This is a genomic window from Nonomuraea sp. NPDC049504 (genome assembly GCF_040676845.1).
GTDB lineage: Bacteria > Actinomycetota > Actinomycetes > Streptosporangiales > Streptosporangiaceae > Nonomuraea > Nonomuraea salmonea.
Map to the genome: position 1 here is coordinate 159,913 of NZ_JBFAPT010000019.1, position 21,240 is coordinate 181,152.

The window sequence follows — 21,240 nt, forward strand, 5'->3', positions numbered from 1 at the left end:
CGTGAGTACGATGGGCTCATGTACCTGCCGCCGGAGTGGCCGCCCGAGGTCCGTCCGCCCAGCGTCCCCGACTGGGAGACCTCGGCGGTGGCCTGGCTGCTCGACGCGGTGCCGCCCGACTACCGGGCGTACGAGGTGCTCAGGCGGCACCCCGTGGCGCTGGCCGCGATGGCCCGCCACCACGTCAGGTCCGCCGTCGAGGCCGCCCGCGCCGGCTACCGCGCCGCCGCCCTCGATCTCAAGGGCCACCTGCCGCCCCACGCCATCGAGGCCGTGCTCGACACCTACCGCGAGGAGGGGCCCCGGCTGGTGCGGCTGCAGCGCTCGATCGAGGTGGTCGAGCGGGCGCTGCGCGGCGACATCTTCACCGCCACCATGCGCCGCTAGCGGGTGCGCCGGGCCAGGAACGTGATCACGCCGATGGCGAGCACGGCGGCGGCCAGCCAGATGAGGACGTCCGTGCCGGTCAGGCCACCGGAGCCGGCGGCCTGTGCGCTCTCCTCGTTCCCGGCCTCGGTCTCCGAGGGCGTGGGCGTCGGAGTCGGCGTGGGCGTGGGCTGGGCGGCCTCGGGGATCGGCACCCGGTAGACCGGGCTGCGCGGCCCCTCGCTGCCGGTGAGCAGCGCCTTGCCGTCGGCCGTGTACGCGATCGACTCCGCCTGCTTGAGGTCCGGCATCGTCACCCTGGTCAGCACCTCGCCCGAGGGCTTGTAGACGGTGGCGGAGAAGTAGGTGCGGACGACGTACGAGGACCCGTCGGGCGCGTACGCGGCGTCCGTCGCCATGATGGGCGCGCCGGTGACCTTGCGCAGCACGTTGACCCGGTCGGTACGGAGCTTCTTGGGGGCCGCGTAGACCGACCCGGCGAACTCCTTGGACACGACGTACAGCCGCCCGTTCCTGGGGTTGACCATGATGCCCTCGGCGTTGCGCGCCCCGTCGGCGTACCGGAAGCGGTAGCGGACGGCGGGCAGGGTGGCGTCGGTGAGGTTGCGCGGCTCCATCACCTTGTAGACGGAGACGTTCGGCCAGGCGCCGTCGAGGTTGTCGCCGATGTCGGCGAACCAGAGCACGCCCCGCCCGGTCGCCGGGTCCTTGGAGGCGGCCATGGCCTCCCAGTCGCGCGCCTCGGCCCCGCGCAGCTGGAAGGTGGCGAGCGTGCGCCCGCCACCGTCCACCGCGTAGAAGACGGGCGCGGCGGCGCTGTCGTTGTGGGTGTAGTAGACGCCGTCGTGGGTGGGCGAGACGGCGAGGCCGCTCGACTCGGTGATGCGCTCGTCCTTGAAGGTGAACAGCTTCTCCATGCCGTCGTCGCCGGGCGCCGCGAGCGCCGGTGCGGCGGGCAGCAGGCACGCGGCCGCCACGACGGCGAGCAGTCTGATCACGAAGTCCCCCACGCCGCCATCATGCCCCACCGGCCGCTCAGGCGGTCGCGACCGCGCCGACGCGGGCGCTGTGCCGGTGGAAGCCCAGCCCCTGCAGCACCACCAGCAGCGCGTTGGCCGCCGTCATGGCCGCCCACAACCCGGTGATGCCCCAGGTCCGCGCCACGGGGACGACGGAGACGAGCAGCAGCCCGTACGCGAGCGCGAAATACCCGAGGCTGGACGACGACCGCTTCAGCGCCGTCAGCCCCATGCCGCGTACCGCCTGCGCCGCGTCGAACGCCGCGGAGACCAGCATCAGCGGCAGCAGCCCGAGCACCCGTTCCCGCACGGCCGGGTCGTCGGTGAACAGCCCGATGAACGGTTGCCCGGCCACCAGCAGCAGCACCGCGACCACGAGCGTCCCCGAGACGGCGAGCAGCGCCGCGACGCGCCCGGCCCGCCGCGCTCCGGCGGTGTCGGGGGCGCGGGCGATCTCGGGCACCGCGGCCTGCGCGATGGACAGCGACACCATCATGATCAGGCCAGTCAGCGTGGTGAGCACGGCGTGGGCGGCGGTGTCGCGGGTGTTGGTGGTGCCCGCCGCGAACGTCACCACGCCCAGCACCGCGAACTTCACCAGCACGGTCGCGGCCAGCGGGAGGCTGACCCTGGCCAGCTTGACGATCTCGCGCGGCCGCGGCCGGCTCTGCCCCACTGGGCGGCCGACGGCCCTGCGCACGTTGAAGGCCGCCACTCCCGCCGACGTCACGCCGCCCACCAGCCAGGCGATGCCTACCCCCGTCAGCCCGAGCGACGGCACGAGCAGCGCGGTGAACCCGCCCAGCGCGACGCCGAAGGTCAGGGTGGGCCAGAGCACGTTACGGTTGCGTCCGAGCGCGACCAGGATGGTGCTGGCGCCGCCGGTGGAGGCGAAGATGAGCACGTATCCGGCGAGGAACCAGGGCAGCAGCCCCATCTCGGCCACCACCTCGTCCGGCACGCCGGTGACGGTGGCGAGCAGCGGCACGCAGACCACCGCGACCGCCCCCAGCGCGCCCGCCGCCAGGCTGAGCCAGCGCGCGTCGCGGATCACCGGCACGGCCGCCGCCGGGTCGTCGCGGAAGGGCGCGACGAACGGCCCCAGCCCGCGCAGCGCCCCCTGCACGGCCGCGGAGGCCGGGTTGAGCACGGCCGTCACCACCGCGAACGCGGCCAGCGTCACCGTGTCGTGCTGCCCCAGCACCGAGGTCACCACCAGCGAGCCGACCATGCCGGCGATCATCGCCAGGCAGAGCGGCACCGCCGCGCGGAGCAGGGTGAGCACGAGCCGATGTCCGGGGGGCGACGCGGCGGAAATCACCCGTCGAGCGTATGGCCTGGAGTGCACTCCAGGTCTTTAGGGTTGGACGTCATGGAATACGTCACACTCGGACGCAGCGGTCTCCTCGTGAGCCCGCTCTGCCTCGGCACCATGAACTTCGGCCCGCGCACGACGGAGGAAGACTCCTTCGCCATCATGGACCGGGCTCACGAGCTGGGGCTGAACTTCTTCGACACGGCCAACGTGTACGGCGGCGTCAAGGGCGAGGGCATCACCGAGACCATCGTGGGCCGGTGGTTCGCTCAGGGCGGGGGCCGCAGGGAGCGTACGGTCATCGCGACCAAGGTCTACGGCGACATGGGCGACTGGCCCAACGAGCGCCGGCTGTCGGCGCTCAACATCCGCCGCGCCGCCGACGCCTCGCTCAAGCGGCTGCAGACCGACTACATCGACATCTACCAGGCCCACCACGTCGACAGGCTCACGCCGTTCGACGAGTTCTGGGAGGCCATGGAGGTCCTGCGCCAGCAGGGCAAGATCATTTACGTGGGTTCGTCCAACTTCGCCGGCTGGCACCTCGCCAAGGCCCAGGAGACCGCGGCCCGCCGCAACTTCATGGGCCTGGTCAGCGAGCAGACCCACTACAACCTCCTGACCCGCGCGCCGGAGCTGGAGGTGCTGCCCGCGGCCGAGGACTACGGGCTCGGCGTGATCCCGTGGAGCCCGCTGGCCGGCGGCCTGCTCGGCGGCGTGCTGCGCAAGATCGACAAGGGCCGCTCGGCCGCCGAGAACATGGTCAAGCAGCTCGACAGGCACCGCGACAAGATCGAGGCGTACGAGAAGTTCTGTGACGAGCTGAACGAGGACCCGGCGAACGTGGCGCTGGCCTGGCTGCTCAAGCAGCGCGCGGTCGCCGCCCCGATCATCGGCCCGCGGACGATGGAGCAGCTGGAGGGCAGCCTGCGGGCGCTGGAGATCGACCTGGACAAGGCCGCCCTGGCCCGCCTCGACGAGATCTTCCCCGGCCACCGCACCGCCCCGGAGGACTACGCCTGGTAGTCCCTGACCGCGTCGCCGGCTGTCACCTCGGCGGCCGGCGGCGAGCAGGGGCAGGCCAGGCCTTGTCAGGCGAGTGCGGCCCCGACGATGACGATCAGCAGGAGCAGGCCCAGCACGACGGGCAGCAACCAGGAGCGAGGACGGTCCACGACGTGGAGCCTAGCTCTGCTCGGCTGGTGCCAGCGCCCATTCGGCGAGTGACTCGTACCTCATCTGGGCCCCGGTGTGGCTGCGGACCAGCTGCACCCGCTCGGCCCGCCACGGCGACCCGCTGAACCCGGAAAGGGCCTCGACCAGCGGCCGGAGATCGGTCTCCGTCTTGGCGCGGGCCAGCGTGAGATGCGGATGGAACCGCTTCTCATCCGTCTGCACGGCCCCGGCCCGCCGCGCCCCCGCCTTGACGGAGTCGGCCAGCCTGACCATGGAGTCGCCGGTGAGGCCGGCCCAGAAGACCCGCGCGCGGCGTACGGAGGAGAAGGCCCCGAACCCGTCGAAGGCCAGCTCAGGGGCGGAATGCCGACGTACGGCGCGGGCCAGCCGCACCTCCAGCTCCGGCAGCACCCGCTCGGGCACCTCACCGAAGAACCCGAGCGTGATGTGCCAGAACGCCCGGTCGGGCCACCGCAGGCCGGGCACCTGCCCGACGAAGGGCTTGATGGCCTCGGCGACCTCATCCAGCACCGCATCGGGCGGCACCACCGCCGCGAACAACCTCATGCCCCTCATCCTGCCGAACGACGCCGAGGCAGGAGAAGCGGACCATGCCGCAGCCGGAGTTACCGGTCGAACTCGCCGAGCTTGACCCCGCCGAGGAAGGCCCGCCACTCATCCGGCGTGAAGACGAGCGCGGAACCGGCCGGATTCTTGCTGTCACGAACGGCGATCATGCCGGGAAGATTGGTGGCGACCTCAACGCAATCGCTCAACGACCTGCAGCTCATCGCGTCCGAACTGGTGGCCAACGCGGTGGAGCACGACGGCGGCCCCTGGGTGCGGATGAGCCTGCTCCCCGTACAGGAGGGGGAACGGAGCTACTGGCGGCTCGCCGTCATCGACCCCGGCAGGCCCGGAGCCGTCCCCCTGCCTCGCACACCGGGCCCGGACGAGCCACGCGGGCGCGGCCTGTGGCTCGTGGACGGCCTGACCGGCGGCTGCTGGGGCACCGACCTCACCCGCGTGGGCGAACGCGTCGTCTGGGCGCTGCTCACCCGCTGACCGCCGCGGCACCTCCGTGGTCGCTCACCCTATGGGCGAGGGTTCCGGCCGGAGCGGGTCCTCTCACTTCAGGAGAGATCGAACTCCCCCTTCGACGCGCCGTCCAGGAAGGCCCGCCACTCGTCCCACCGGAACGTCAGGACAGGCCCCTTCCCGTGATCCTTGGTGTCGCGCACGAGGACGCTGTCGTCCGCCCGGCGCATCACCTCGACGCAACTCCCACCGTTTCCGCCCGACGCCTTGGCCTTCGTCCACACGCCAACGGCCAATCCGCCTGTTTCAGACATAGCCCGCCATCACCTCATGAATCGTTTCCCGGCTCCTGTCCAGCGGGTACGCCACGCTGGAAAGGATCTCCCACCGCACGATAAGCGCTTGTACGGTCTCGGCGCGATTGGTCACACGCCCTTCCTCCGCACTTTCCAAGTACGCGTGGTCCGCGCCGCCGTCGAGGAGCGTCGCCACTTCGAACGCGCCGAGACAGCCCGTCGTCAGCCCTGCTGAGAGCGGCACGATCCGCACCGTGACGTACGGGGGCCGCAGGACGTCGAGGATCTTGGCCAGCTGCGCCCGCATGACCTCCCGCCCGCCGACCGGGCGGCGCAGGACGCTCTCGTCGATGAGGGCCGAGTAGAGCGGCGGGCGGGGGCGGGCGAAGACGGTCTGCCGGTGCATACGGAACCGGACGGCCTGCCGCATGCCCGCCTCGGCGACCCCCGGCTCCCCCAGGAACACCTGAGTGGCGTAGTCCTCCGTCTGCAGCAGCCCGGGGATCAGCATCGGCTCCCACGTCCTGATCGTGTGCGCCGACATCTCGACGCGCGGCCACTCCCTGAACCACTTCGGGGCCATGGTGTGGCCCTGAATCACCGGCACCAGCTCCATGAGCTCACCGTCGAGACCGAGCGCCTTCTCCACCGCGCGGGTGTAGTCGCCGGTCGGCTTGCGCATGAGGCGCTCGACATGGCCGACGGCGCTCTCGCTGTAGGGCAGCAGGCTCGCCAGGCGCTCCTGGCTCAGGCCCCGGCCCCTGCGGAACCTGCGCTGCCGCCTGGCGAACTCCTTCCACGCCGCCCGGCCCGGATCGTCCCCCTCAGCTGCCATCTCGCGCTCCTCGGACACGCAGCGTGCTGGCTTACTAACTGTAAGGGAACTGTAGGTCCGCTCCCAGCCCTTGCCGGCCGGCGGAAAGCTCATGCTGGGGAGATTCCGCGTACGAGCCGGATCGGTGGTGTATCCCTGCGACGGGCCGAGGTGACCATGCAAAGAGCGCTAGCGTACACGAGCTTCAAGGTCTGGCTGATCGACGAGCTGGACGACCCGAGACGGCTGCCCGCGCTGGCGCGGCGCGAGGTGCACGCGTGGGTGCGGGACCAACCGGCGCTGGACGACCTGCAGCTCATCGCGTCCGAGCTGGTGGCCAACGCGGTGGAGCACGGCGGCGGCCGCTGGGTGCGGCTGAGCCTGCTCCCCGTCCAGGAGGGCGGAGGCTACTACTGGCGGCTCGCCGTCATCGACCCGGGCGGAAGCGGAGCCGTGCCGCTGCCACAGCGGCCGACTCCGGAGGACACGCGAGGCAGGGGCCTGTGGCTGGTGCACCGCCTCACGGGCGGTTGCTGGGGCACGGACGTCACCCGCGTGGGCGAGCGCGTCGTCTGGGCTCTGCTCCCCCGCACAGAACGAAGCGGGCGTCCGCGTACGGACGCCCGCTTCCCCCACGACGACGGCGGAAATGACTCATGCCATCGCTAGCGCCGACCTCTCCACCCGAGTGGTGATGAGGCGGGTCATCAGGACGGCCGCCCCGGTGCCGACGAGGACCAGGACGCCGGAGAGCAGCACGCCCGTCCGCGGCCCGCCGAGCTCGGACAGCCAGCCGATCAGCGGCGCGCCCACCGGCGCCCCGCCGGTGAAGACGAGCATGTAGATGCCCATCACGCGGCCCCGCATCTCGGGCGAGGTGGCGATCTGCACGCTGGCGTTCGCGGCCGTGTTGATGGTGATCAGCGCGATCCCGGTCGGCACCAGCAGCAGCAGGTAGATCGGGTAGAACGGCGCGACGGCCGTGGCGATCTGGAACAGCCCGAATCCGATCGCCCCCGCGAACAGCACCTTGCGCGACAGCCTGGCCCGCCGCGCGGCCAGCAGGGCGCCGGCGAGCGCGCCGACCGCGAACATGCTGGAGGCCAGCCCGAACGAGGACGCCCCGGCGCCGAACACTTCGCGGGCCATGAGCGCGATCGACATCGAGAACGACTGCGAGAACATCGACACGAACCCGATCAGCAGCACCGGCATGAGGATCTCCTCGTGCTGGAGCACGTAGCGCAGCCCCTCGCGCAGCTGCCCCTTGGCCCTGGGAACGGGCTCGGACAGGTTGAGCTCGGACTTGCGCATGAAGACGAGGCTGGAGATCACGCCGCCGAAGGTCAGCGCGTTGATCAGGAAGATCGGCCCGGTGCCGCCCAGCGCGTAGATCAGGATGCCGGCCAGGGCCGGCCCGACCACGCGCGCCAGGTTGAAGATGGAGCTGTTGAGCGCGATCGCGTTGGGCAGGTCGTTACGGCCGACCATCTCGACCACGAACGCCTGCCGGGTCGGCACCTCCACGCAGGAGATCATGCCGAGCAGGAACGCCATCACGTACACGTGCCACACCTGGGCGCTGCCGGTCATCGTCAGGATGCCGATGGTCAGCGCGAGCCCGGCCATGAGGGTCTGGGCTCCGATGAGGATGGGCCGCTTGGGGTAGCGGTCGGCGAGCACGCCGCCGAACATGCCGAACAGCAGCATCGGCAGGAACTGCAGGGCGGTGGCCGTGCCGAGCGCGGAGGCGCTGCCGTGGGTCAGGTCGAGGACCAGCCAGTCCTGGGCGGTGCGCTGCAGCCAGGTGCCCACGTTGGAGACGGCGCCCCCGGCTGCGAACATGCGGTAGTTGCGAACCTTGAGAGACCGGAACATCCCGGTCCTGGGTTCCTCAGGCTCTAGATCTGGCTGAGTTTCTCCAGAATCGGCGCCGCCTGCCTGAGGATCGACCTCTCCTCCGGCGACAGCTCCTTCAACCGCTGCGCCAGCCACGCCTCCTTGCGGCGGCGTTCCTCCTTCAGCAGCTTCTCGGCGGCCTCGGTCACCGAGACGGTCACCTGGCGCCGATCGGTCGGATGCGGGGTGCGCGAGACCAGCCCGCGTTCCTCGAGCGCGGCGATCACGCGCGTCATCGAGGGCGGCTGCACCTTCTCGAGCTCGGCCAATTCGCCGGGGGTTATCCCGGAATGCCGATGCACCGCGGCGAGGGTCGCGAACTGGGTGGCCGTCAGCGAGTGTGCTGCCGCCTGTCGTCGGAGTCTTCGGTTCAGCCTGGCGAGTGAAACGCGCAGGGCTGAAGCGAGACCTGCGTCGCTGCGCAGGTCCATCTTGGGCTTGGTGTTGGTTAGCATGAGTCATTACCTTTGCTAACTATACGGCATGGCAAGATATTTCCTGAAATCAAGGTCTTCTGTCCCCTTGATACCCGAGAGCCGCCCCGCGTGCGCGGAGCGGCTCCCGAGCCCTCTTTCTACAGGTCCGTACGGCCTCCTCGGGCCGTCAGATGCCGAGCAGCGCCCTGATCGGGCCGATCGCGAAGTAGAGCGCGAACAGCACGGCCACGATCCACAGCAGCGGGTGCAGCTCGCGGCCCTTGCCGCGAACCACCTTGATCAGCACGTACGTGATGAAGCCCGCGCCGATGCCGTTCGACACCGAGTACGTGAACGGCATGATGACGATCGTGAGGAACGCCGGGATGGCGAGCTCGAAGTCGTTCCAGTCGATGTCGCGGACGGCGGTCATCATCATGAAGCCCACCAGCACCAGCGCCGGGGCGGCGGCCTCGTACGGGACGACCGTGACGAGCGGCGCGAAGAAGATGGCGACGAGGAACAGCGCGCCGGTCACCACGCTGGCCAGCCCGGTGCGGGCGCCCTCGGCGACACCCGACGCCGACTCGATGTAGGTGGTGTTCGAGGAGACCGAGCCCGCGCCGCCGGCCGCGGCGCCGATCGAGTCGACGAGCAGGATCTGCTTGGTACGCGGCAGCGTGCCGTCCTCCTGCACCAGCCCCGCCTGGCGGCCGACGCCGACCATCGTGCCCATGGTGTCGAAGAAGTCCGTGATGAGCAGGGTGAACACGAACAGCCCCGCCAGCAGCACGTCGATGCGGACGAAGCCACCGAACGGGTCGAACTCGGTGAACAGCGTGAGCGGGTTGTGGAAGCCGAAGATCTGCTCGGGCACGGAGGGGCGGTTGAGCTGCCAGCCGCCGGGGTTCTCCGGCGAGAAGGCGCCGGCCTTGGCGATCGCCTCCACGATGATCGCGAGGACGGTGGTGCCGACGATGCCGATGAGGATCGCGCCCTTGACCTTGCGGGCCACCAGGGCGGCCGTGGCGAGCAGGCCGATGATGAAGACGAGGATCGGCCACGAGGTGAGGTTGCCGCCGATGCCCAGCTCCAGCGGCGTGCCGGCGGCCTTGCGCACGAACCCGGCGTCCACGAACCCGATCAGCGCGATGAACAGGCCGATGCCCACGCTGATCGCGGTCTTCAACGGGGCCGGGATGGCGTGGAAGATCGCCGTCCGCAGCCCGGTGAGCACCAGGATCGTGATGATGATGCCCTCGAGGAAGACCAGGCCCATGGCCTCCTCCCAGGTCATGACCGAGGCGATGGTGAACGTCACGAAGGCGTTCAGGCCCAGCCCGGCCGCCATGGCGAACGGCACCTTGCCGACGACGCCCATGAGGATGGTCAGCACGCCCGCCACGAACGCCGTGCCCGCGGCGACCAAGGCCACGTTGGGCGCGGAACCATCACCGATGTACTCACCGGTGACGTCCTTGCCGGTGCCGATGATGAGGGGATTCAGCACCACGATGTACGCCATGGTGAAGAACGTGGCCAGACCGCCCCGTACTTCACGGGAGATCGTCGAGCCTCGTTCAGAGATCTGGAAGAAACGGTCGATAGCCGTACGAGTGTCACTCACGACGCGAAGAGTGACAGCACGGATGAGCTGCGAAAAGAGCCAGTGATGAGATCGAGACCCTATTGGAAGCTAGGCTGGATACGTGGACAAGCAGTGGCATCCTGACCCGCCGCCCATCAAAACGAACGACACGGCCGCCGTCGGCGTCGGCACCGGCCTGTGGGCGCTCGCTCTCGTGGTGCTGCTGATCTTCCGACCCGCCCCGGAGAACGCGTGGTGGATCTGGACCTGCGTGACCGGCGTCGTGTTCGGGCTGTTCGGCATCTGGTTCGTCCGCCGTCCCGGCCGCGACTGACATTCGTCATCTCCGCCGGATCCTCGAAGTCATCCGGAAGTGGTGTTTTCACCCACTACATCGGCATATAGCTGTCGAACCATGCTGGACGGCATGAAGAAGCCGATCGTGACGCTCCTGCTCGGAGCGGCGTTCCTCACCGCCTGCGGCAGCGGCGGCTCCCCTGCGCCGCCCAGCGCGACCCCCGCCCCGAGCAGCAGCGACCAGGGCTCCATCGCGTGGGCCGCCTGCACCGACCTCGTGGGCGCCGACGGCAGGCCCGCCACGCCCGGCCCCGGCATCGAGTGCGCCAAGCTGCCGGTCCCCCTCGACTACGCCGAGCCGGACGGCGAGAAGATCGACCTCGCGCTCATCCGCGTCAAGGCCACCGGCGAGCGCCTCGGCTCGCTCGTGTTCAACTTCGGCGGCCCCGGCGCGTCCGGCGTGGACACCCTCGCCACCGCCTCCGCCGCCTTCGCCAAGCTCGGCACCCGCTACGACCTCGTCAGCTTCGACCCGCGCGGCGTGGACCGCAGCGCCGGCGTCCGCTGCGGCGACACCATGGGCAAGCTGCTCGCCGCCGGCCACGGTGCGGACCAGGACAAGCTGGCCACCGAGTTCGCCGCCGCCTGCGAGAAGGACTCCGGCAAGGTGCTGCCGCACGTCGGCACCGTGAACGCGGCCAAGGACCTCGACCAGATGCGCGTCGCGCTGGGCGACGACAAGCTCAACTACCTCGGCTTCTCCTACGGCACCCACCTCGGCGCCGTCTACGCCACCCACTTCCCCAAGAACGTCGGCCGCTTCGTCCTCGACAGCGCCTTCGACCCGACCGTGACGTTCGAGGAGCGGGCGGTCATCCAGGCGGGCGGGTTCGACGCCGCCTTCGAGGCGTTCGCCGCGGACTGCGTCGCCCAGAGCTGCGAGATCGGCGCGTCCCCCGCCAACGTCGAGAAGAACGTCCTGGACCTGCTCGAACAGCTCAAGACCAAGCCCATCAAGGTGAGTGAGCGTGAGCTGACGTACGGGCTGGCGCAGCACGCCGTCATCACCCCGCTGTACGCCAAGCAGAGCTGGCCGGTGCTGGAGCAGTCCGTCGCCGCGGCGCGCAAGGGCGACGGCACCATGCTGCTCGCCCTGGCCGACGCCTACACCGGGCGGCGGGCCGACGGGACGTACAACACGTCCATGAGCAGCCTGATGGCCATCAACTGCGCCGACAACAGCGAGCGGCCCACCGCGGCCGACGTCGAGCGGATGGACGCCAAGATCCGCAAGATCTTCCCGATCCTGTCGGTGGACGGCTCCTTCCCGGCGTGCGCCCACTGGCCGGTGCCGGGCGACGACGAGGCCAAGCGCATCGACGCCACCGGCTCGGCGCCCATCGTGGTCGTCGGCGGCAAGGGCGACCCCGCCACGCCGTACGAGTGGGCCATCGAGCTCACCGACCAGCTCAAGACCGGGATCCTGGTCACGTACGAGGGCGAGGGCCACGGCGCGTACCTGAGCGGCAGCCAATGCGTGATGGGCCTGGTGGACGCGTACCTGCTGGACGCAGAACTCCCCGGCACAGGCGCGACCTGCCCCGCCTGACCCGCCCGGGGCTCGCCCGAGCTCAGGTGGGGCGGGTGCGGGCGCGGAAGGCTGCCGCCTTGACGCGGCTCTGGCAGGAGCGGGAGCAGAACTGGCGGACGGCGTTGCGTGAGGAGTCGACGTACACGCGGTCGCAGGGGGCGGCACGGCACACCCCGAGCCGCCCGCCGAGGTCGCTGCCGATGGCCAGGGTGAGCGCGGAGGCGAAGCCCGCGCTCCAGCCCACGGCGAGCGTGTCGTCGGCCCCGTGGAAGTGCACCTGCCACGGCTCTCCAGGCGCCCGGTCGAGCTGCGGCCGGGCGCCGGTGCTGACGACGAGGGCGTTGACGACGGCGGCGGCGTCGTCCTCCCGCCCGGCCTCCATCGCCTCGAACACCCGGCGCACCTTGAGCGTGGTGCCGGCCAGGTAGAGCGCCTCGTCCACGGACACCGCCACCCCACCCGGCAGCACCTCCCCGATCGCGCCCGGCAACTCGTCCCCCTTGGGCGCGGCGTACGGCCTGCTGCCCTGATGACCGTCGGTCAGCGCGTTGACCATCGCGACCGCCGTGTCGAGCAGGATCGCCACGTGACTATCGAACAGCATTTGACCGGTCACCTCTGAAGCCGTAGTGTGCGTGACCGACGTTACCACTGTCGTCGGTCACACAGGGGGATCAAGATGCCGCGCACCGTGTGGTGGCTCCTGCTCGCACGGGCGATCAACCGGCTCGGAGCCTTCTCGCTGGGCTTCCTCACCGTCCTCATGACCACCGACTTCGGCGCCGACCCCGCGACGGCCGGCCTCATCACGGCCGCGTTCGGCGTCGCCACCATCCCGTCCCGGCTGGTCGGCGGCGTGCTCGCCGACCGCTTCGGCCGCCGCCGCACGATCGTCACCGGTCTCACCGCGTGCGCCGTGGCCCAGGCGGGCATCGCGTTCGCCGGGACGGTGGCGCTGGTGGCCGTCTTCGCGGTCCTGCTCGGGCTGGTCTTCGAGCTCTACGAGCCGCCGTCCCAGGCGATCATCGCCGACACCGTACGTCCGGCGCGCCAGGCTCAGGCGTACAGCCTGTTCAACACCGCCATGGCCGTCGGCGGCCTGGGCGCGGGCCTGATCGCGGCCGCCCTCGGCCGCTGGGACCTGCGCTGGCTCTTCATCGTGGACGCCGTCACCTGCCTGGCCTGCGCCACCCTGATCCGCACTGTCCTCCCCAAAGACCCACCCACCCCGCGCCGCCTCGACCCCACCACCACACCCGCAGCCCCTCCAAGCCCCGACTCCCCCACCACACCCGCAGCCCCTCCAAGCCCCGGCCCCGCTACTGCGCCCATAGCCCCTCCAACCCCCGGCCGTGACCCCGCCCCCGCGCCCGCGCCCGCCCCAGCGGTCTGGCGGGACCGTTCGCTGCTGGTGCTGCTGCTCTCCGGCACGCTGTTCGCCCTCATCGCCATGCAGGTGATCATCGCGATGCCCCTCGCCCTGGTGGCGCGCGGGCTGGCGGCGGCCGACGCCGGCCTGCTGACCGCCGTCTCCGCCGTCGTCATGGTGGCCTGCCAGCCGCTGCTGCCCAAGCTGGCGTCCCTGTCGCACCACACCGCGATGACCCTCGGCTACACGCTGCTCGCCACCGGCCTCGCCGGCTACGCCGTGACAGCCGACCTGCCGGGACACCTCGCCGCCACGGTGGTGCTGAGCGGGGGCGAGCTGCTGATGTTCGGCCGCAGCTACGCCCTGGTCGCCGCGATCGCCCCCGAGCACGCCCGCGCCCGCTACCTGTCGGTCTTCGGCACGTCGTGGGGCTTCGCGACCGTGCTGGCCCCGCTCTGCGGCACCTGGCTCATCGAGCAGACGGGACCGGCAGGGCTGTGGGGCACGCTGGCCCTCACCGCCCTGCTCCTCGCCGTCGCGCAACCCGTCGTCGTCAGGCCGCTGCTGGACCGCCCCGCCCTGACGACGACGGGATGACCTTCAGGACAGATCGGCCTCGGCAAGCAGCAGCGGCACCGCCGCCGGATCACGCAGGAGCGCGGCCACCGCGAGCCGGTCGTTCCACTGCCCGGTGGCCCACGCCAGCCCTCTGGCCAGCCCATCGACCCCGGTGCAGTGCACCGACCCCTCGAAGAACCGCCACGCGCACTCGACGCCGTCCACCAGCAGCTTCTCGTGCTCGACATACGTCTCGGGCGCCGTCGGCAGCAACGAGCGCACCTCGGCGGGCACCGGCCGCGTCACCCCCTCGGAGGTGACCTCACCGGAGGTCAGCTCACCGGCCAGCGGTAGGTCGAGCAGCTCGGACAGCGCCTCGGCCAGATCGTACGGGGCCAGCACCAGAGGCCGATCGGCGACGAGCTGAAGCAGGTCAGGCGCCTCCACCACGACGGCGTCGTCGGCCGAGGCCACCACGATGGCCCCGCGCAGCACGGCACGCACCCGCGCGGGCGGCGCCACCCGTGAGGGATCGACGGCGGCGAGCGCCACCCACAGCGACCGCAGCTGCGCCCGATCGACCTCGATCGACTCGTCGGCCATCAGGTCGAGCAGCTCTTCAGGGCCGCCGTGGGAGGCCAGCAGGTCGGGCAGCGTCGTACGGACGCCGAGCATGGACAGCGCCGCCTCGTCGAGCCCCGTGGGCGCGTCGGCGTAGAGGCCCTGCAGCAGCGGGTCGGCGCCGGGCAGCCGCAGCTCCGAAGGCTTGCGCCCGCCGAGCACCGGATGGTTGGCCAGCCACCAGGCCGTGTAGGACGGCACCTCGACACCCTCGACCCGCAGCGGATGCAGCGCGGCCCGCAGCGGCGGCGTGGTCAGCAGCCGCAGCGCGGCCGGCCAGTCGGCCACCAGCTCAAGGTCGCGCACCGCCACGAACTCGGGCACCAGCGGCGGCACGTCGAGGTCGGGCAGCAGGTCGAGCACGTGGTCGAGCCAGTCGGCCTCGCCGTCGAGGTCGTGGTCGCAGTCGTCGGGGTCGAGCAGCACGTCGGCGTCGTGGACGACGGCGAACCCGTCGAGCACGCCCGCCGCCGCCAGCACCCGCGGCCCGTACGCCTCCTCCAGCTCCGACGCCGCCACCCCGAGATGCGTGTCGGGCTCAAGCAGCCCGGCCAGCGCCCCGTCGGCCAGCATCAGCTCGCCGGCCGGATAGAGGTCGCCGTCGCTGCCGCGCAGCGCCAGCTCGGCCAGCCACGGCGCCTCGCCGGGCGCCAGCCCCGACGCCTCGACCAGCGACAGCACGGCCTTCGCGACCGGCTCGGGGTCGGGGCTGTCGAGCGACTGGGAGACCGCGGCCTTGGTCAGCGGGTCGTCGAGCACCGTGCGGGGCGTCGCCTCGGCCGCGCCGAGCCGCAGCAGCGCCGGGTGGGCCGCCTCGGGGTGCACGATGCGCAGCCCGAGCGGCGTCAGGTCGAGCTCGGCGCCGCCGTCGGTCAGGATCAGAGTGCCTCGGGGGCCGCGTACGAGCCGCCCGTCGGTCAGCGGCACCGGCAGCGCGCCCAGCGACTCGGGGTCGTCGGCCGGCAGCACCTCATAGAGCGAACGCCACCACGACGGCTCGCGCCCCTCCACGGCCTCGCCCGACAGCAGGTCGACGACGTCTGCCAGCTCGACCCTGCGCACGCCGAGCGCCGCCATGGCGGGGTGGCGGGCGTTCCAGCCGGCGGGCAGCAGGCCGGGCACGAAACCGGCGATCGCCGCCAGGAACTCGGCGGACGCGCCGGGCACGACGGCGGCCTCGCGGCCGGCCACCACCCAGCCGTCGCCCTCGGGCTCGGGCGCGGGATGCTCGACCCGCCACTCGGCGTCGGGCTCGTAGACCCGCTCGTCAGCGAACGACGGGGTCTGCACGACGGGCGCGGGCGCCGACAGCGCGGGCAGCAGCGGCGTGGCGGGCAGCCGCTGCAGGATCGCCCGGCGGATGCGGGCGTCGAGCTCACCCTTGCCCATCAGCGACGGCACGAGATCGAGCAGCCTGGACGTGCGGGGCAGCTCGCGCAGCAGGCGTACGTAGGCGTCGGCGACCCGCTCGACCAGGAAGTCGGTCAGCGGCCCCTTGGCGACGTGGCGCCGGTCGGTGGCCATCGGGAACGACGCGATCAGCAGCGCGGGCAGGTCGATCGGCTCGTCGCTGGGGGTCGGCGCGTGCACCACGGGCGGCACGATGGCGGGCAGCGCGCCGGGCTCGCCCGTGCCGGTGACCGGGACGGCCCAGCGCAGCGACCAGAACGGGCGGGCCCGCTCCTCGGTGGGCCGGTCGGCGAACAGCCTCGCGACCTCTTCCTGGGTGAACTCGCCCGACTCCGAAACGACGTGCCAGCCCTCGGCCACCACCGTGCGCGTCTCGCCGTCGAGCTCGATCTCGATGCGCTCCAGCGCGGGCAGGCCGAGCAGCAGCGCGGGGCTGGTCTCGGCCAGCATCGTGCGGACCGCCTCGACGCTCGCGTGGTCGCGCAGCGGCAGGCGTACGAGGGTGTCGAAGCCCTCGGGGACGTCGACGAACGGCGGCTCGTCGAACGGCAGCCGCAGCAGCGGCACGTGACCGCCCCGGCCGGCCAGCTCGCCCGCCAGCGCCGGGATGTCGGCCACCAGCGCCGCGGTCTCCGTACGGGACCAGCGGACCGCGCCGTGACCGCGCGAGCCGATGGACGGCGCGTCGCACACCGACACCACCGCCGCGAACCCGACACCGAACCTGCCCGCCGCCCCTGCCTCGTCACGCTTGCCCGAGGCGCGCAGCGTGGACAGGCTCTCCACGCCGGTGGCGTCGAGCGGCGCGCCGGTGTTGGCGGCCGTCAGCACCTCGCCGCGCAACGTCAGCCGCAGCACGCCCGGCACGCCCGCCCGCAGCGCCGCGTCGGCCGCATTCTGGGCCAGCTCGACGATCAGCCGGTCGCGGTAACCGCCGAGCGCGAAGTCCTCCTCCGCGTTGGCGTCCTCGCGGAACCGGGCAGGCGAGGCCGTCCACGCGGACAGGACGGCCGCGCGCATCCGGTCAGTGCCGTAGGTGTCGCTCATCGATCACGATCCTGGTAGAGAGGGTTGGGGGCCACCGTAGGTTAGCGGCCCGCACCGACACTCACGATCAGGAATGGCCGAGCTCTTCGGAAGCCGACTCGTCGACCGAGCCGGCCTCCTCCTCCATGAGGTCGTAGCCCAGGTCGTCGAGGATCGGGATCGCCTGCTCGACCGGCGGGGGCGACACGGCGGCCTCCGAGTGGGCGCCGCAGCCGTGGTCGGCGGCGACGACCTTGCCGTCGTCGGGTGCGTATTCGTTAGTGCAGACTCCGAACATCTGCCGCAGCCCACCCGCGAGCAGCCAGTAGAAGCCGCAGGTGGAGCACTGCGCGGGAGCGGCGTGTGCGATCGGCGTGTGCGGCCCGTGCTCGCCCGAGTGCCAGCGTCTGGCAGCCCGGTCCTTGCCGATGGCCGAGAGCACACGTGCCCGGCCCAGGCCGTACTCGAAAACCGCCTGATGCTCGGCGTCGTCGTCGGTCTCGGTGAAACCCGGCGCCAGCCTGTCGTCGTCGTCGGCGGTCGGCAGCAGATCGCCCACCCCGAGGTCACCGGGGCGCAACCGCTCGCTCCACGGCAGCCACTCGGGCGCCAGCAGCGCGCCGGTGCCGGGGAGCAGGACCGCCTCGCTGACCGTCACCTTCTTCGCCCGCGACGCGCGCGTGACGGTGACGGCCCACCGCCAGCCGCGATAGGCGCGGTCCTGGCAGGCGAAGTAGTGGGTGACGATCCGGTCGCCTTCGCTCTCGTAGCCGAGGTGCTCACCGGGCTCGCCCGGCCGCGCCAGCTCCTCGGCCGCGGCGCGCGCCAGATCGACGGCGGCGACACAGGCCTGGTCGGGAGCGGAGACACGGGCCCTGGTGCGGCTCATCGGCCCGCCTCCGCCGAAAGGTGCTGTTCGCTCACACTTCATTCTCACCCATCGAGCGACCCGCGGGACCCACAACCGCGCATCCCGCCCTCAATTCCCCCACCCATCCCCACCCCTCGGCACTCCGGTGCTCGCCCTTCCGGCGGCCGTCCCGCAGGTCGTGGCCTTTACCCCGCGACGGCGGATTCGGCCTTCTCCCGGGCTGGTTTCCGGCGGTGGGAAAAGGCTGATGTCCAGGGGCGGACCCGCGCTGAGATCGCGGAGGGATTCGGGTAAGACTGGTAGGCGTGGAGGGTGGCTGGGAGCGAGCACGGGACATCTCGCGGCGGGTGGCGCGTGGCGCCGCCGACGCGGGACGTGCGACGGCGCGCGCGACCAGGGCCACCGCGACCGGCACCGCACGGGCGGGGAAGGCCACGGCGGCGGGTGCGAGGAAGGTCGGGCAGGCCACCCGGCGGCTCACCTACGCCAACGGCGCGGGCCGCACCGGGCTCGGCCGGCTGATCGAGCTGTCGGCGGGCAACAGCGCCAGTGACGCGCTCGTCACCGTCGCGCTGGCCAGCACGGTGTTCTTCGGGGTGCCCGTCGGCGAGGCCCGCGGCTCCGTCGCCCTCTACCTGGTCATCACGATGCTGCCGTTCGCGCTGCTGGCGCCGTTCGTGGGGCCGATACTCGACCGGTTCAGGTCGGGCCGGCGTTACGTCATGGCCGGGACACTGTTCGGCCGTGGCCTGCTCTGCTTCGCCATGGCCGCCGCCGTTGGGCCGGGCGACCTGCCCACCCTGTTCATCGGGGCGCTCGGCGTGCTGGTGCTGTCGAAGGCGTACAACGTGTCGCGGGCGGCGATCATGCCGTCCGTGCTGCCCGCCGACATCACGCTGGTGTCGGCGAACGCGCGGGTGGCGCTGTTCACACTGGTCTCGGCCGGGGTCGCGGTGCCGGTCGGCGCGGGGCTGACCGCGTGGCTGGGCAGCGCGGTGGTCCTGCGCGTCGCGATGGTGGCGTTCCTGCTGCTCGGGGTCGTCGCCGTACGCCTGCCGCGGCACGTCGACTCGCCCGACCTTGAGGAGGAGGGCGCCGCGCCGCGCTGGCGCACGCTGCTCAAGGTCGGGGCCACCGTCGCCGAGGCCGTCTGGGCGAACGTGGCCATCCGCGTCTTCTCCGGCTTCCTGCTGTTCTTCCTGCTCTTCCTCGTCCAGGACGCGGCCGTGCCGTGGCTGTCGGCCGGCGACCCGGCGGCGGGTGACCCGTTCTTCGACGTGACGAAGACGATCGCGCTGCTGGCGGGCGCCGCCGGGCTCGGCGGCCTGGTGGGCGCCGTCGTCGCCAACTGGACCCGTAATCACTCGCCGCAGCTCATCGTGCTCGTCACGCTCGCCGTCACGGCCGTCACCACCATCGCCGCCGCCGTCTTCTTCGGCATCTGGGCGGCTCTGGCGATCTCCCTCATCACCGCCTTCGCCCAGGAGCTGGGCAAGCTGGCGCTCGACGCGATCGTGCAGCGGGAGATCGGTGAGGAGGTGCGGTCGTCGACGTTCGGCGTGGTGGAGGCGATGCTGCAGCTGGCGTGGGTGTTCGGCGGCCTGGTGGGCCTGGTGCTGTCGCTGACCCAGAGCAGCACGGCCGGCCTGGTCACGCTCGCGGTCCTGCTCACGGCCGCCCTCGGCTGGCTCCTGGCGACCCGCCGCAGGCGCGTACGCGCGGTGCGGGACCGCCTCCACCACGAACACACCCGACCGGAAACGCCGTCACGCCCTGACCCGGTGGACCCGACAAAGCCCCTGACCAACCCGAACGCGTGACCTGTGAGAGGACGTGTGCGGTCCTCCCACAGGCACGGCGGGCGGGTCAGGCGTCGAGGTCGTCGGCCACGGCGCGGAGGACTTGGGCGATCTTCTTGGCGTGGGCCGCGTCCGGGTGCTTGCCACGCTGGTACGACGTCGAGACCCCGTCGAGCAGCTTGATCAGATCCTCGACGATGACCACCATCTCGTCCGGCTTCTTCCGCTTGCCCTTGGGCTTGACCTTGGCGAGCGTCGGCGGCTGCTCCAGAATCCTGACCGACAGCGCCTGCTGGCCCCGGCGCCCCTCGGCCACGCCGAACTCGACCTTCTGGCCCGGCTTGAGCGGCCCCGCGCCGGCGGGCAGTGCGGATGAATGCACGAAGACCTCACCGCCGTCGTCGCGGGTGAGGAAGCCGAATCCCTTGTCGGCGTCGTACCACTTGACCTTGCCACTCGGCACAGGAGGACCTCGTTCAAACAGTCGAAAAGAAGGACGGATGGAAGTAGGTTATGCCCCGGGAAGCGCCAGGGCGACCGGGTAAATCCCCGATAATTACGCGGGACCGCCATGATCGCGCCAGCCGGCGAACCAGGCGGTGAATTCGGTCAGGTCGCCCAGCGCCACATCAGCTCCGTGATCACGCAGCTCTCCCACCGTGTAAGGACCGGTCGCCACTGTCACGCTCACGGCGCCGCCCGCGCGTGCCGCCTCGATGTCCGCGACATGGTCACCAACATAAGCCGCCGCGCCGAAGCGCGCGAGTGCCGATCCCTTGGCCGCTCCGAAAAGCGAGCCGACCACTTCGTCCACGGCCAGGCCCAGCGCCTTGACTGTGCCGGCGGCGTCGCGGGTGTTCTTGCCGCTCACGACGATGACCCGGCCGCCGCCCCGGCGTACGGCGTCGATGGCCTCGTACGCGCCCGCCATGGCCGTGTGCACCGGAACTCCCAATTTCGGATATATCTCCCGATAGAGGTCGGCCGCCGCGGGCACCTCCTCGGGCGGCAACCAGTTGGCGAGCTCCACCTCCAGCGGCGGCCCCAGCCGTTCCACGATCGCCGCACTGTCAAATGGCACGCCCAATCGCACGGCCAGCTCGTCGTAAACGGCCGCGATGCCCTCCCGCGTGTCCGCCAATGTCATGTCAAGGTCGAATCCCACCGAAGTCGTCACACGTGAAGGATGCCAAACACTCCCCTACTGCCCGTAACGGGCCTTGTTCTGGGAGCATGGGAATGGGAAGAAAGGAATTACTTATCGGAGAGGAGCGGCCGTGACCGACACCCCCCACCCGCCGCACGCCGGAGACCGGCTCGTCGCGTCCCCCGTCAAGGGCGGTGCCGTCACGGAGAGCCGCCCGCGCGCCGGGAGCGGGCCCGCCGTGCCGCGCCCGCACCGCCCGGCCCGCCCCGGCGGGAGGACCCTGACGCCGTGGCGGCGCGTGGTGACCGCCCTGGCCGCCCTGGTACGCCTGGCCGCCCGCGTGGCCGCGCTGTCCGTCCTGCTGTACGCGATCTTCACCGTGCTCAAGGCCAACCCGGCCAACGTGTGGTACCAGTTCGTCGAAACGCTCGCCTCGTCGCTGTCCCTGGGCTTGACCAACCTCTTCCAGTTCGCCGACCCGCGCTGGACGACGCTCGTCAACTACGGCCTCGCGGCGCTCGTCTGGTTGATCATCGGCTCCGCGGTGGCGGGCCTCATCCGGCGTACCGCTGATTAGCGACTACGCTCCTTACGGAGGTATCA

General features: G+C 71.4%; 23 protein-coding genes. 9 read left to right on the forward strand and 14 right to left on the reverse strand.

From position 1 onward, the window contains the following. Positions 1–18 precede the first annotated feature (18 nt). Entirely contained in the window at positions 19–387 is a 369-nt protein-coding gene (locus tag AB0K28_RS32175; protein ID WP_345391130.1) for a hypothetical protein, read from the forward strand. Here the strand turns inward: AB0K28_RS32175 and AB0K28_RS32180 are convergent. Beyond that, on the reverse strand, positions 384–1,397 hold the full coding sequence (locus tag AB0K28_RS32180) for a hypothetical protein (RefSeq protein WP_364377439.1): 1,014 nt from the start codon (positions 1,395–1,397) through the stop codon (positions 384–386). The genes AB0K28_RS32175 and AB0K28_RS32180 overlap by 4 nt on opposite strands. 25 nt (positions 1,398–1,422) lie before the next feature. Then, the gene (locus tag AB0K28_RS32185; RefSeq protein WP_364377441.1) at positions 1,423–2,727 is read right to left on the reverse strand and encodes an MATE family efflux transporter; all 1,305 of its coding nucleotides are present in this window, start codon (positions 2,725–2,727) and stop codon (positions 1,423–1,425) included. Positions 2,728–2,778: 51 nt separating this feature from the next. Between AB0K28_RS32185 and AB0K28_RS32190 the strand changes: the two genes are divergently transcribed. Continuing rightward, positions 2,779–3,747 carry an aldo/keto reductase gene (locus AB0K28_RS32190; protein WP_364377443.1) on the forward strand — a complete coding sequence of 323 codons (969 nt, stop codon included), beginning with the start codon at positions 2,779–2,781 and terminating at the stop codon, positions 3,745–3,747. Positions 3,748–3,906: 159 nt separating this feature from the next. On the opposite strand, the gene thpR is transcribed toward AB0K28_RS32190, so the two are convergent. Next, a complete protein-coding gene (thpR, locus tag AB0K28_RS32195) occupies positions 3,907–4,464 on the reverse strand; it encodes an RNA 2',3'-cyclic phosphodiesterase (RefSeq protein WP_345391148.1) in 558 nt (185 codons plus the stop codon). 59 nt (positions 4,465–4,523) lie between these two features. Next, positions 4,524–4,634, reverse strand: coding sequence for a DUF397 domain-containing protein (locus tag AB0K28_RS32200; RefSeq protein ID WP_364377445.1), 111 nt, complete (start codon positions 4,632–4,634; stop codon positions 4,524–4,526). A 13-nt stretch (positions 4,635–4,647) separates the two neighbouring features. Between AB0K28_RS32200 and AB0K28_RS32205 the strand changes: the two genes are divergently transcribed. Beyond that, positions 4,648–4,962 (forward strand): ATP-binding protein, encoded by a 315-nt coding sequence (locus tag AB0K28_RS32205; protein WP_364377447.1) that lies wholly within the window; start codon positions 4,648–4,650, stop codon positions 4,960–4,962. Positions 4,963–5,030: 68 nt separating this feature from the next. Here the strand turns inward: AB0K28_RS32205 and AB0K28_RS32210 are convergent, their stop codons facing one another. Continuing rightward, entirely contained in the window at positions 5,031–5,249 is a 219-nt protein-coding gene (locus tag AB0K28_RS32210) for a DUF397 domain-containing protein (RefSeq protein ID WP_364377449.1), read from the reverse strand. Next, positions 5,242–6,066 carry a helix-turn-helix transcriptional regulator gene (locus AB0K28_RS32215; RefSeq protein WP_364377451.1) on the reverse strand — a complete coding sequence of 275 codons (825 nt, stop codon included), beginning with the start codon at positions 6,064–6,066 and terminating at the stop codon, positions 5,242–5,244. Before AB0K28_RS32215 ends, AB0K28_RS32210 begins: the two co-directional genes overlap by 8 nt. Positions 6,067–6,222: 156 nt before the next feature. Between AB0K28_RS32215 and AB0K28_RS32220 the strand changes: the two genes are divergently transcribed. Further along, entirely contained in the window at positions 6,223–6,714 is a 492-nt protein-coding gene (locus AB0K28_RS32220; protein ID WP_364377453.1) for an ATP-binding protein, read from the forward strand. On the opposite strand, the gene AB0K28_RS32225 is transcribed toward AB0K28_RS32220, so the two are convergent. The 3 genes from AB0K28_RS32225 to AB0K28_RS32235 all read right to left on the reverse strand — a co-directional run bounded on the left by AB0K28_RS32225 (position 6,700) and on the right by AB0K28_RS32235 (position 9,987). After that, positions 6,700–7,923, reverse strand: a complete 1,224-nt coding sequence (locus AB0K28_RS32225) for an MFS transporter (RefSeq protein ID WP_364377455.1) — start codon at positions 7,921–7,923, stop codon at positions 6,700–6,702. The genes AB0K28_RS32220 and AB0K28_RS32225 overlap by 15 nt on opposite strands. 23 nt (positions 7,924–7,946) lie before the next feature. Next, entirely contained in the window at positions 7,947–8,399 is a 453-nt protein-coding gene (locus AB0K28_RS32230) for a MarR family transcriptional regulator (RefSeq protein WP_345391160.1), read from the reverse strand. 148 nt (positions 8,400–8,547) lie between these two features. After that, positions 8,548–9,987, reverse strand: coding sequence for an NCS2 family permease (locus AB0K28_RS32235; protein WP_345391163.1), 1,440 nt, complete (start codon positions 9,985–9,987; stop codon positions 8,548–8,550). 82 nt (positions 9,988–10,069) lie between these two features. On the opposite strand from AB0K28_RS32235, the gene AB0K28_RS32240 reads away from it, so the two are divergent. Both AB0K28_RS32240 and AB0K28_RS32245 read left to right on the forward strand, forming a co-directional pair. Beyond that, positions 10,070–10,282, forward strand: coding sequence for a DUF2530 domain-containing protein (locus AB0K28_RS32240; protein WP_345391166.1), 213 nt, complete (start codon positions 10,070–10,072; stop codon positions 10,280–10,282). 93 nt (positions 10,283–10,375) lie between these two features. After that, positions 10,376–11,854 (forward strand): alpha/beta hydrolase, encoded by a 1,479-nt coding sequence (locus tag AB0K28_RS32245; protein WP_364377458.1) that lies wholly within the window; start codon positions 10,376–10,378, stop codon positions 11,852–11,854. A gap of 22 nt (positions 11,855–11,876) precedes the next feature. Here AB0K28_RS32245 and AB0K28_RS32250 read toward each other — a convergent pair whose 3' ends face one another. Next, entirely contained in the window at positions 11,877–12,440 is a 564-nt protein-coding gene (locus tag AB0K28_RS32250; RefSeq protein ID WP_364377460.1) for a CGNR zinc finger domain-containing protein, read from the reverse strand. A 75-nt stretch (positions 12,441–12,515) separates the two neighbouring features. On the opposite strand from AB0K28_RS32250, the gene AB0K28_RS32255 reads away from it, so the two are divergent. Further along, positions 12,516–13,802 carry an MFS transporter gene (locus tag AB0K28_RS32255; RefSeq protein ID WP_364377462.1) on the forward strand — a complete coding sequence of 429 codons (1,287 nt, stop codon included), beginning with the start codon at positions 12,516–12,518 and terminating at the stop codon, positions 13,800–13,802. 3 nt (positions 13,803–13,805) lie between these two features. Here the strand turns inward: AB0K28_RS32255 and AB0K28_RS32260 are convergent, their stop codons facing one another. Both AB0K28_RS32260 and AB0K28_RS32265 read right to left on the reverse strand, forming a co-directional pair. Continuing rightward, positions 13,806–16,841 (reverse strand): hypothetical protein, encoded by a 3,036-nt coding sequence (locus AB0K28_RS32260; RefSeq protein ID WP_364377464.1) that lies wholly within the window; start codon positions 16,839–16,841, stop codon positions 13,806–13,808. 67 nt (positions 16,842–16,908) lie between these two features. Continuing rightward, a complete protein-coding gene (locus AB0K28_RS32265; RefSeq protein WP_364377466.1) occupies positions 16,909–17,709 on the reverse strand; it encodes a DUF3027 domain-containing protein in 801 nt (266 codons plus the stop codon). A gap of 287 nt (positions 17,710–17,996) precedes the next feature. On the opposite strand from AB0K28_RS32265, the gene AB0K28_RS32270 reads away from it, so the two are divergent. Beyond that, entirely contained in the window at positions 17,997–19,511 is a 1,515-nt protein-coding gene (locus AB0K28_RS32270) for an MFS transporter (RefSeq protein ID WP_345391201.1), read from the forward strand. 46 nt (positions 19,512–19,557) lie between these two features. On the opposite strand, the gene AB0K28_RS32275 is transcribed toward AB0K28_RS32270, so the two are convergent. Together AB0K28_RS32275 and AB0K28_RS32280 are read right to left on the reverse strand one after the other, a co-directional pair. Continuing rightward, on the reverse strand, positions 19,558–19,953 hold the full coding sequence (locus AB0K28_RS32275; protein ID WP_345391204.1) for a cold-shock protein: 396 nt from the start codon (positions 19,951–19,953) through the stop codon (positions 19,558–19,560). Positions 19,954–20,046: 93 nt separating this feature from the next. After that, complete coding sequence (locus AB0K28_RS32280; protein ID WP_345391207.1) at positions 20,047–20,667, reverse strand: HAD family hydrolase; 621 nt, start codon at positions 20,665–20,667, stop codon at positions 20,047–20,049. 100 nt (positions 20,668–20,767) lie between these two features. Between AB0K28_RS32280 and AB0K28_RS32285 the strand changes: the two genes are divergently transcribed. Continuing rightward, a complete protein-coding gene (locus AB0K28_RS32285; protein ID WP_364377469.1) occupies positions 20,768–21,214 on the forward strand; it encodes a hypothetical protein in 447 nt (148 codons plus the stop codon). Positions 21,215–21,240: the final 26 nt, after the last annotated feature.

Excerpts from the sequence above, each read along its gene's own strand:
- AB0K28_RS32175 (WP_345391130.1), top strand. The coding sequence starts at position 19 with ATGTACCTGCCGCCGGAGTGGCCGCCCGAGGTCCGTCCGCCCAGCGTC.
- AB0K28_RS32190 (WP_364377443.1), top strand. The coding sequence starts at position 2,779 with ATGGAATACGTCACACTCGGACGCAGCGGTCTCCTCGTGAGCCCGCTC.
- thpR (WP_345391148.1), bottom strand. The coding sequence starts at position 4,464 with ATGAGGTTGTTCGCGGCGGTGGTGCCGCCCGATGCGGTGCTGGATGAG.
- AB0K28_RS32200 (WP_364377445.1), bottom strand. The coding sequence starts at position 4,634 with ATGATCGCCGTTCGTGACAGCAAGAATCCGGCCGGTTCCGCGCTCGTC.
- AB0K28_RS32210 (WP_364377449.1), bottom strand. The coding sequence starts at position 5,249 with ATGTCTGAAACAGGCGGATTGGCCGTTGGCGTGTGGACGAAGGCCAAG.
- AB0K28_RS32215 (WP_364377451.1), bottom strand. The coding sequence starts at position 6,066 with ATGGCAGCTGAGGGGGACGATCCGGGCCGGGCGGCGTGGAAGGAGTTC.
- AB0K28_RS32220 (WP_364377453.1), top strand. The coding sequence starts at position 6,223 with ATGCAAAGAGCGCTAGCGTACACGAGCTTCAAGGTCTGGCTGATCGAC.
- AB0K28_RS32225 (WP_364377455.1), bottom strand. The coding sequence starts at position 7,923 with ATGTTCCGGTCTCTCAAGGTTCGCAACTACCGCATGTTCGCAGCCGGG.
- AB0K28_RS32230 (WP_345391160.1), bottom strand. The coding sequence starts at position 8,399 with ATGCTAACCAACACCAAGCCCAAGATGGACCTGCGCAGCGACGCAGGT.
- AB0K28_RS32245 (WP_364377458.1), top strand. The coding sequence starts at position 10,376 with ATGAAGAAGCCGATCGTGACGCTCCTGCTCGGAGCGGCGTTCCTCACC.
- AB0K28_RS32250 (WP_364377460.1), bottom strand. The coding sequence starts at position 12,440 with ATGCTGTTCGATAGTCACGTGGCGATCCTGCTCGACACGGCGGTCGCG.
- AB0K28_RS32255 (WP_364377462.1), top strand. The coding sequence starts at position 12,516 with ATGCCGCGCACCGTGTGGTGGCTCCTGCTCGCACGGGCGATCAACCGG.
- AB0K28_RS32260 (WP_364377464.1), bottom strand. The coding sequence starts at position 16,841 with ATGAGCGACACCTACGGCACTGACCGGATGCGCGCGGCCGTCCTGTCC.
- AB0K28_RS32265 (WP_364377466.1), bottom strand. The coding sequence starts at position 17,709 with ATGAGCCGCACCAGGGCCCGTGTCTCCGCTCCCGACCAGGCCTGTGTC.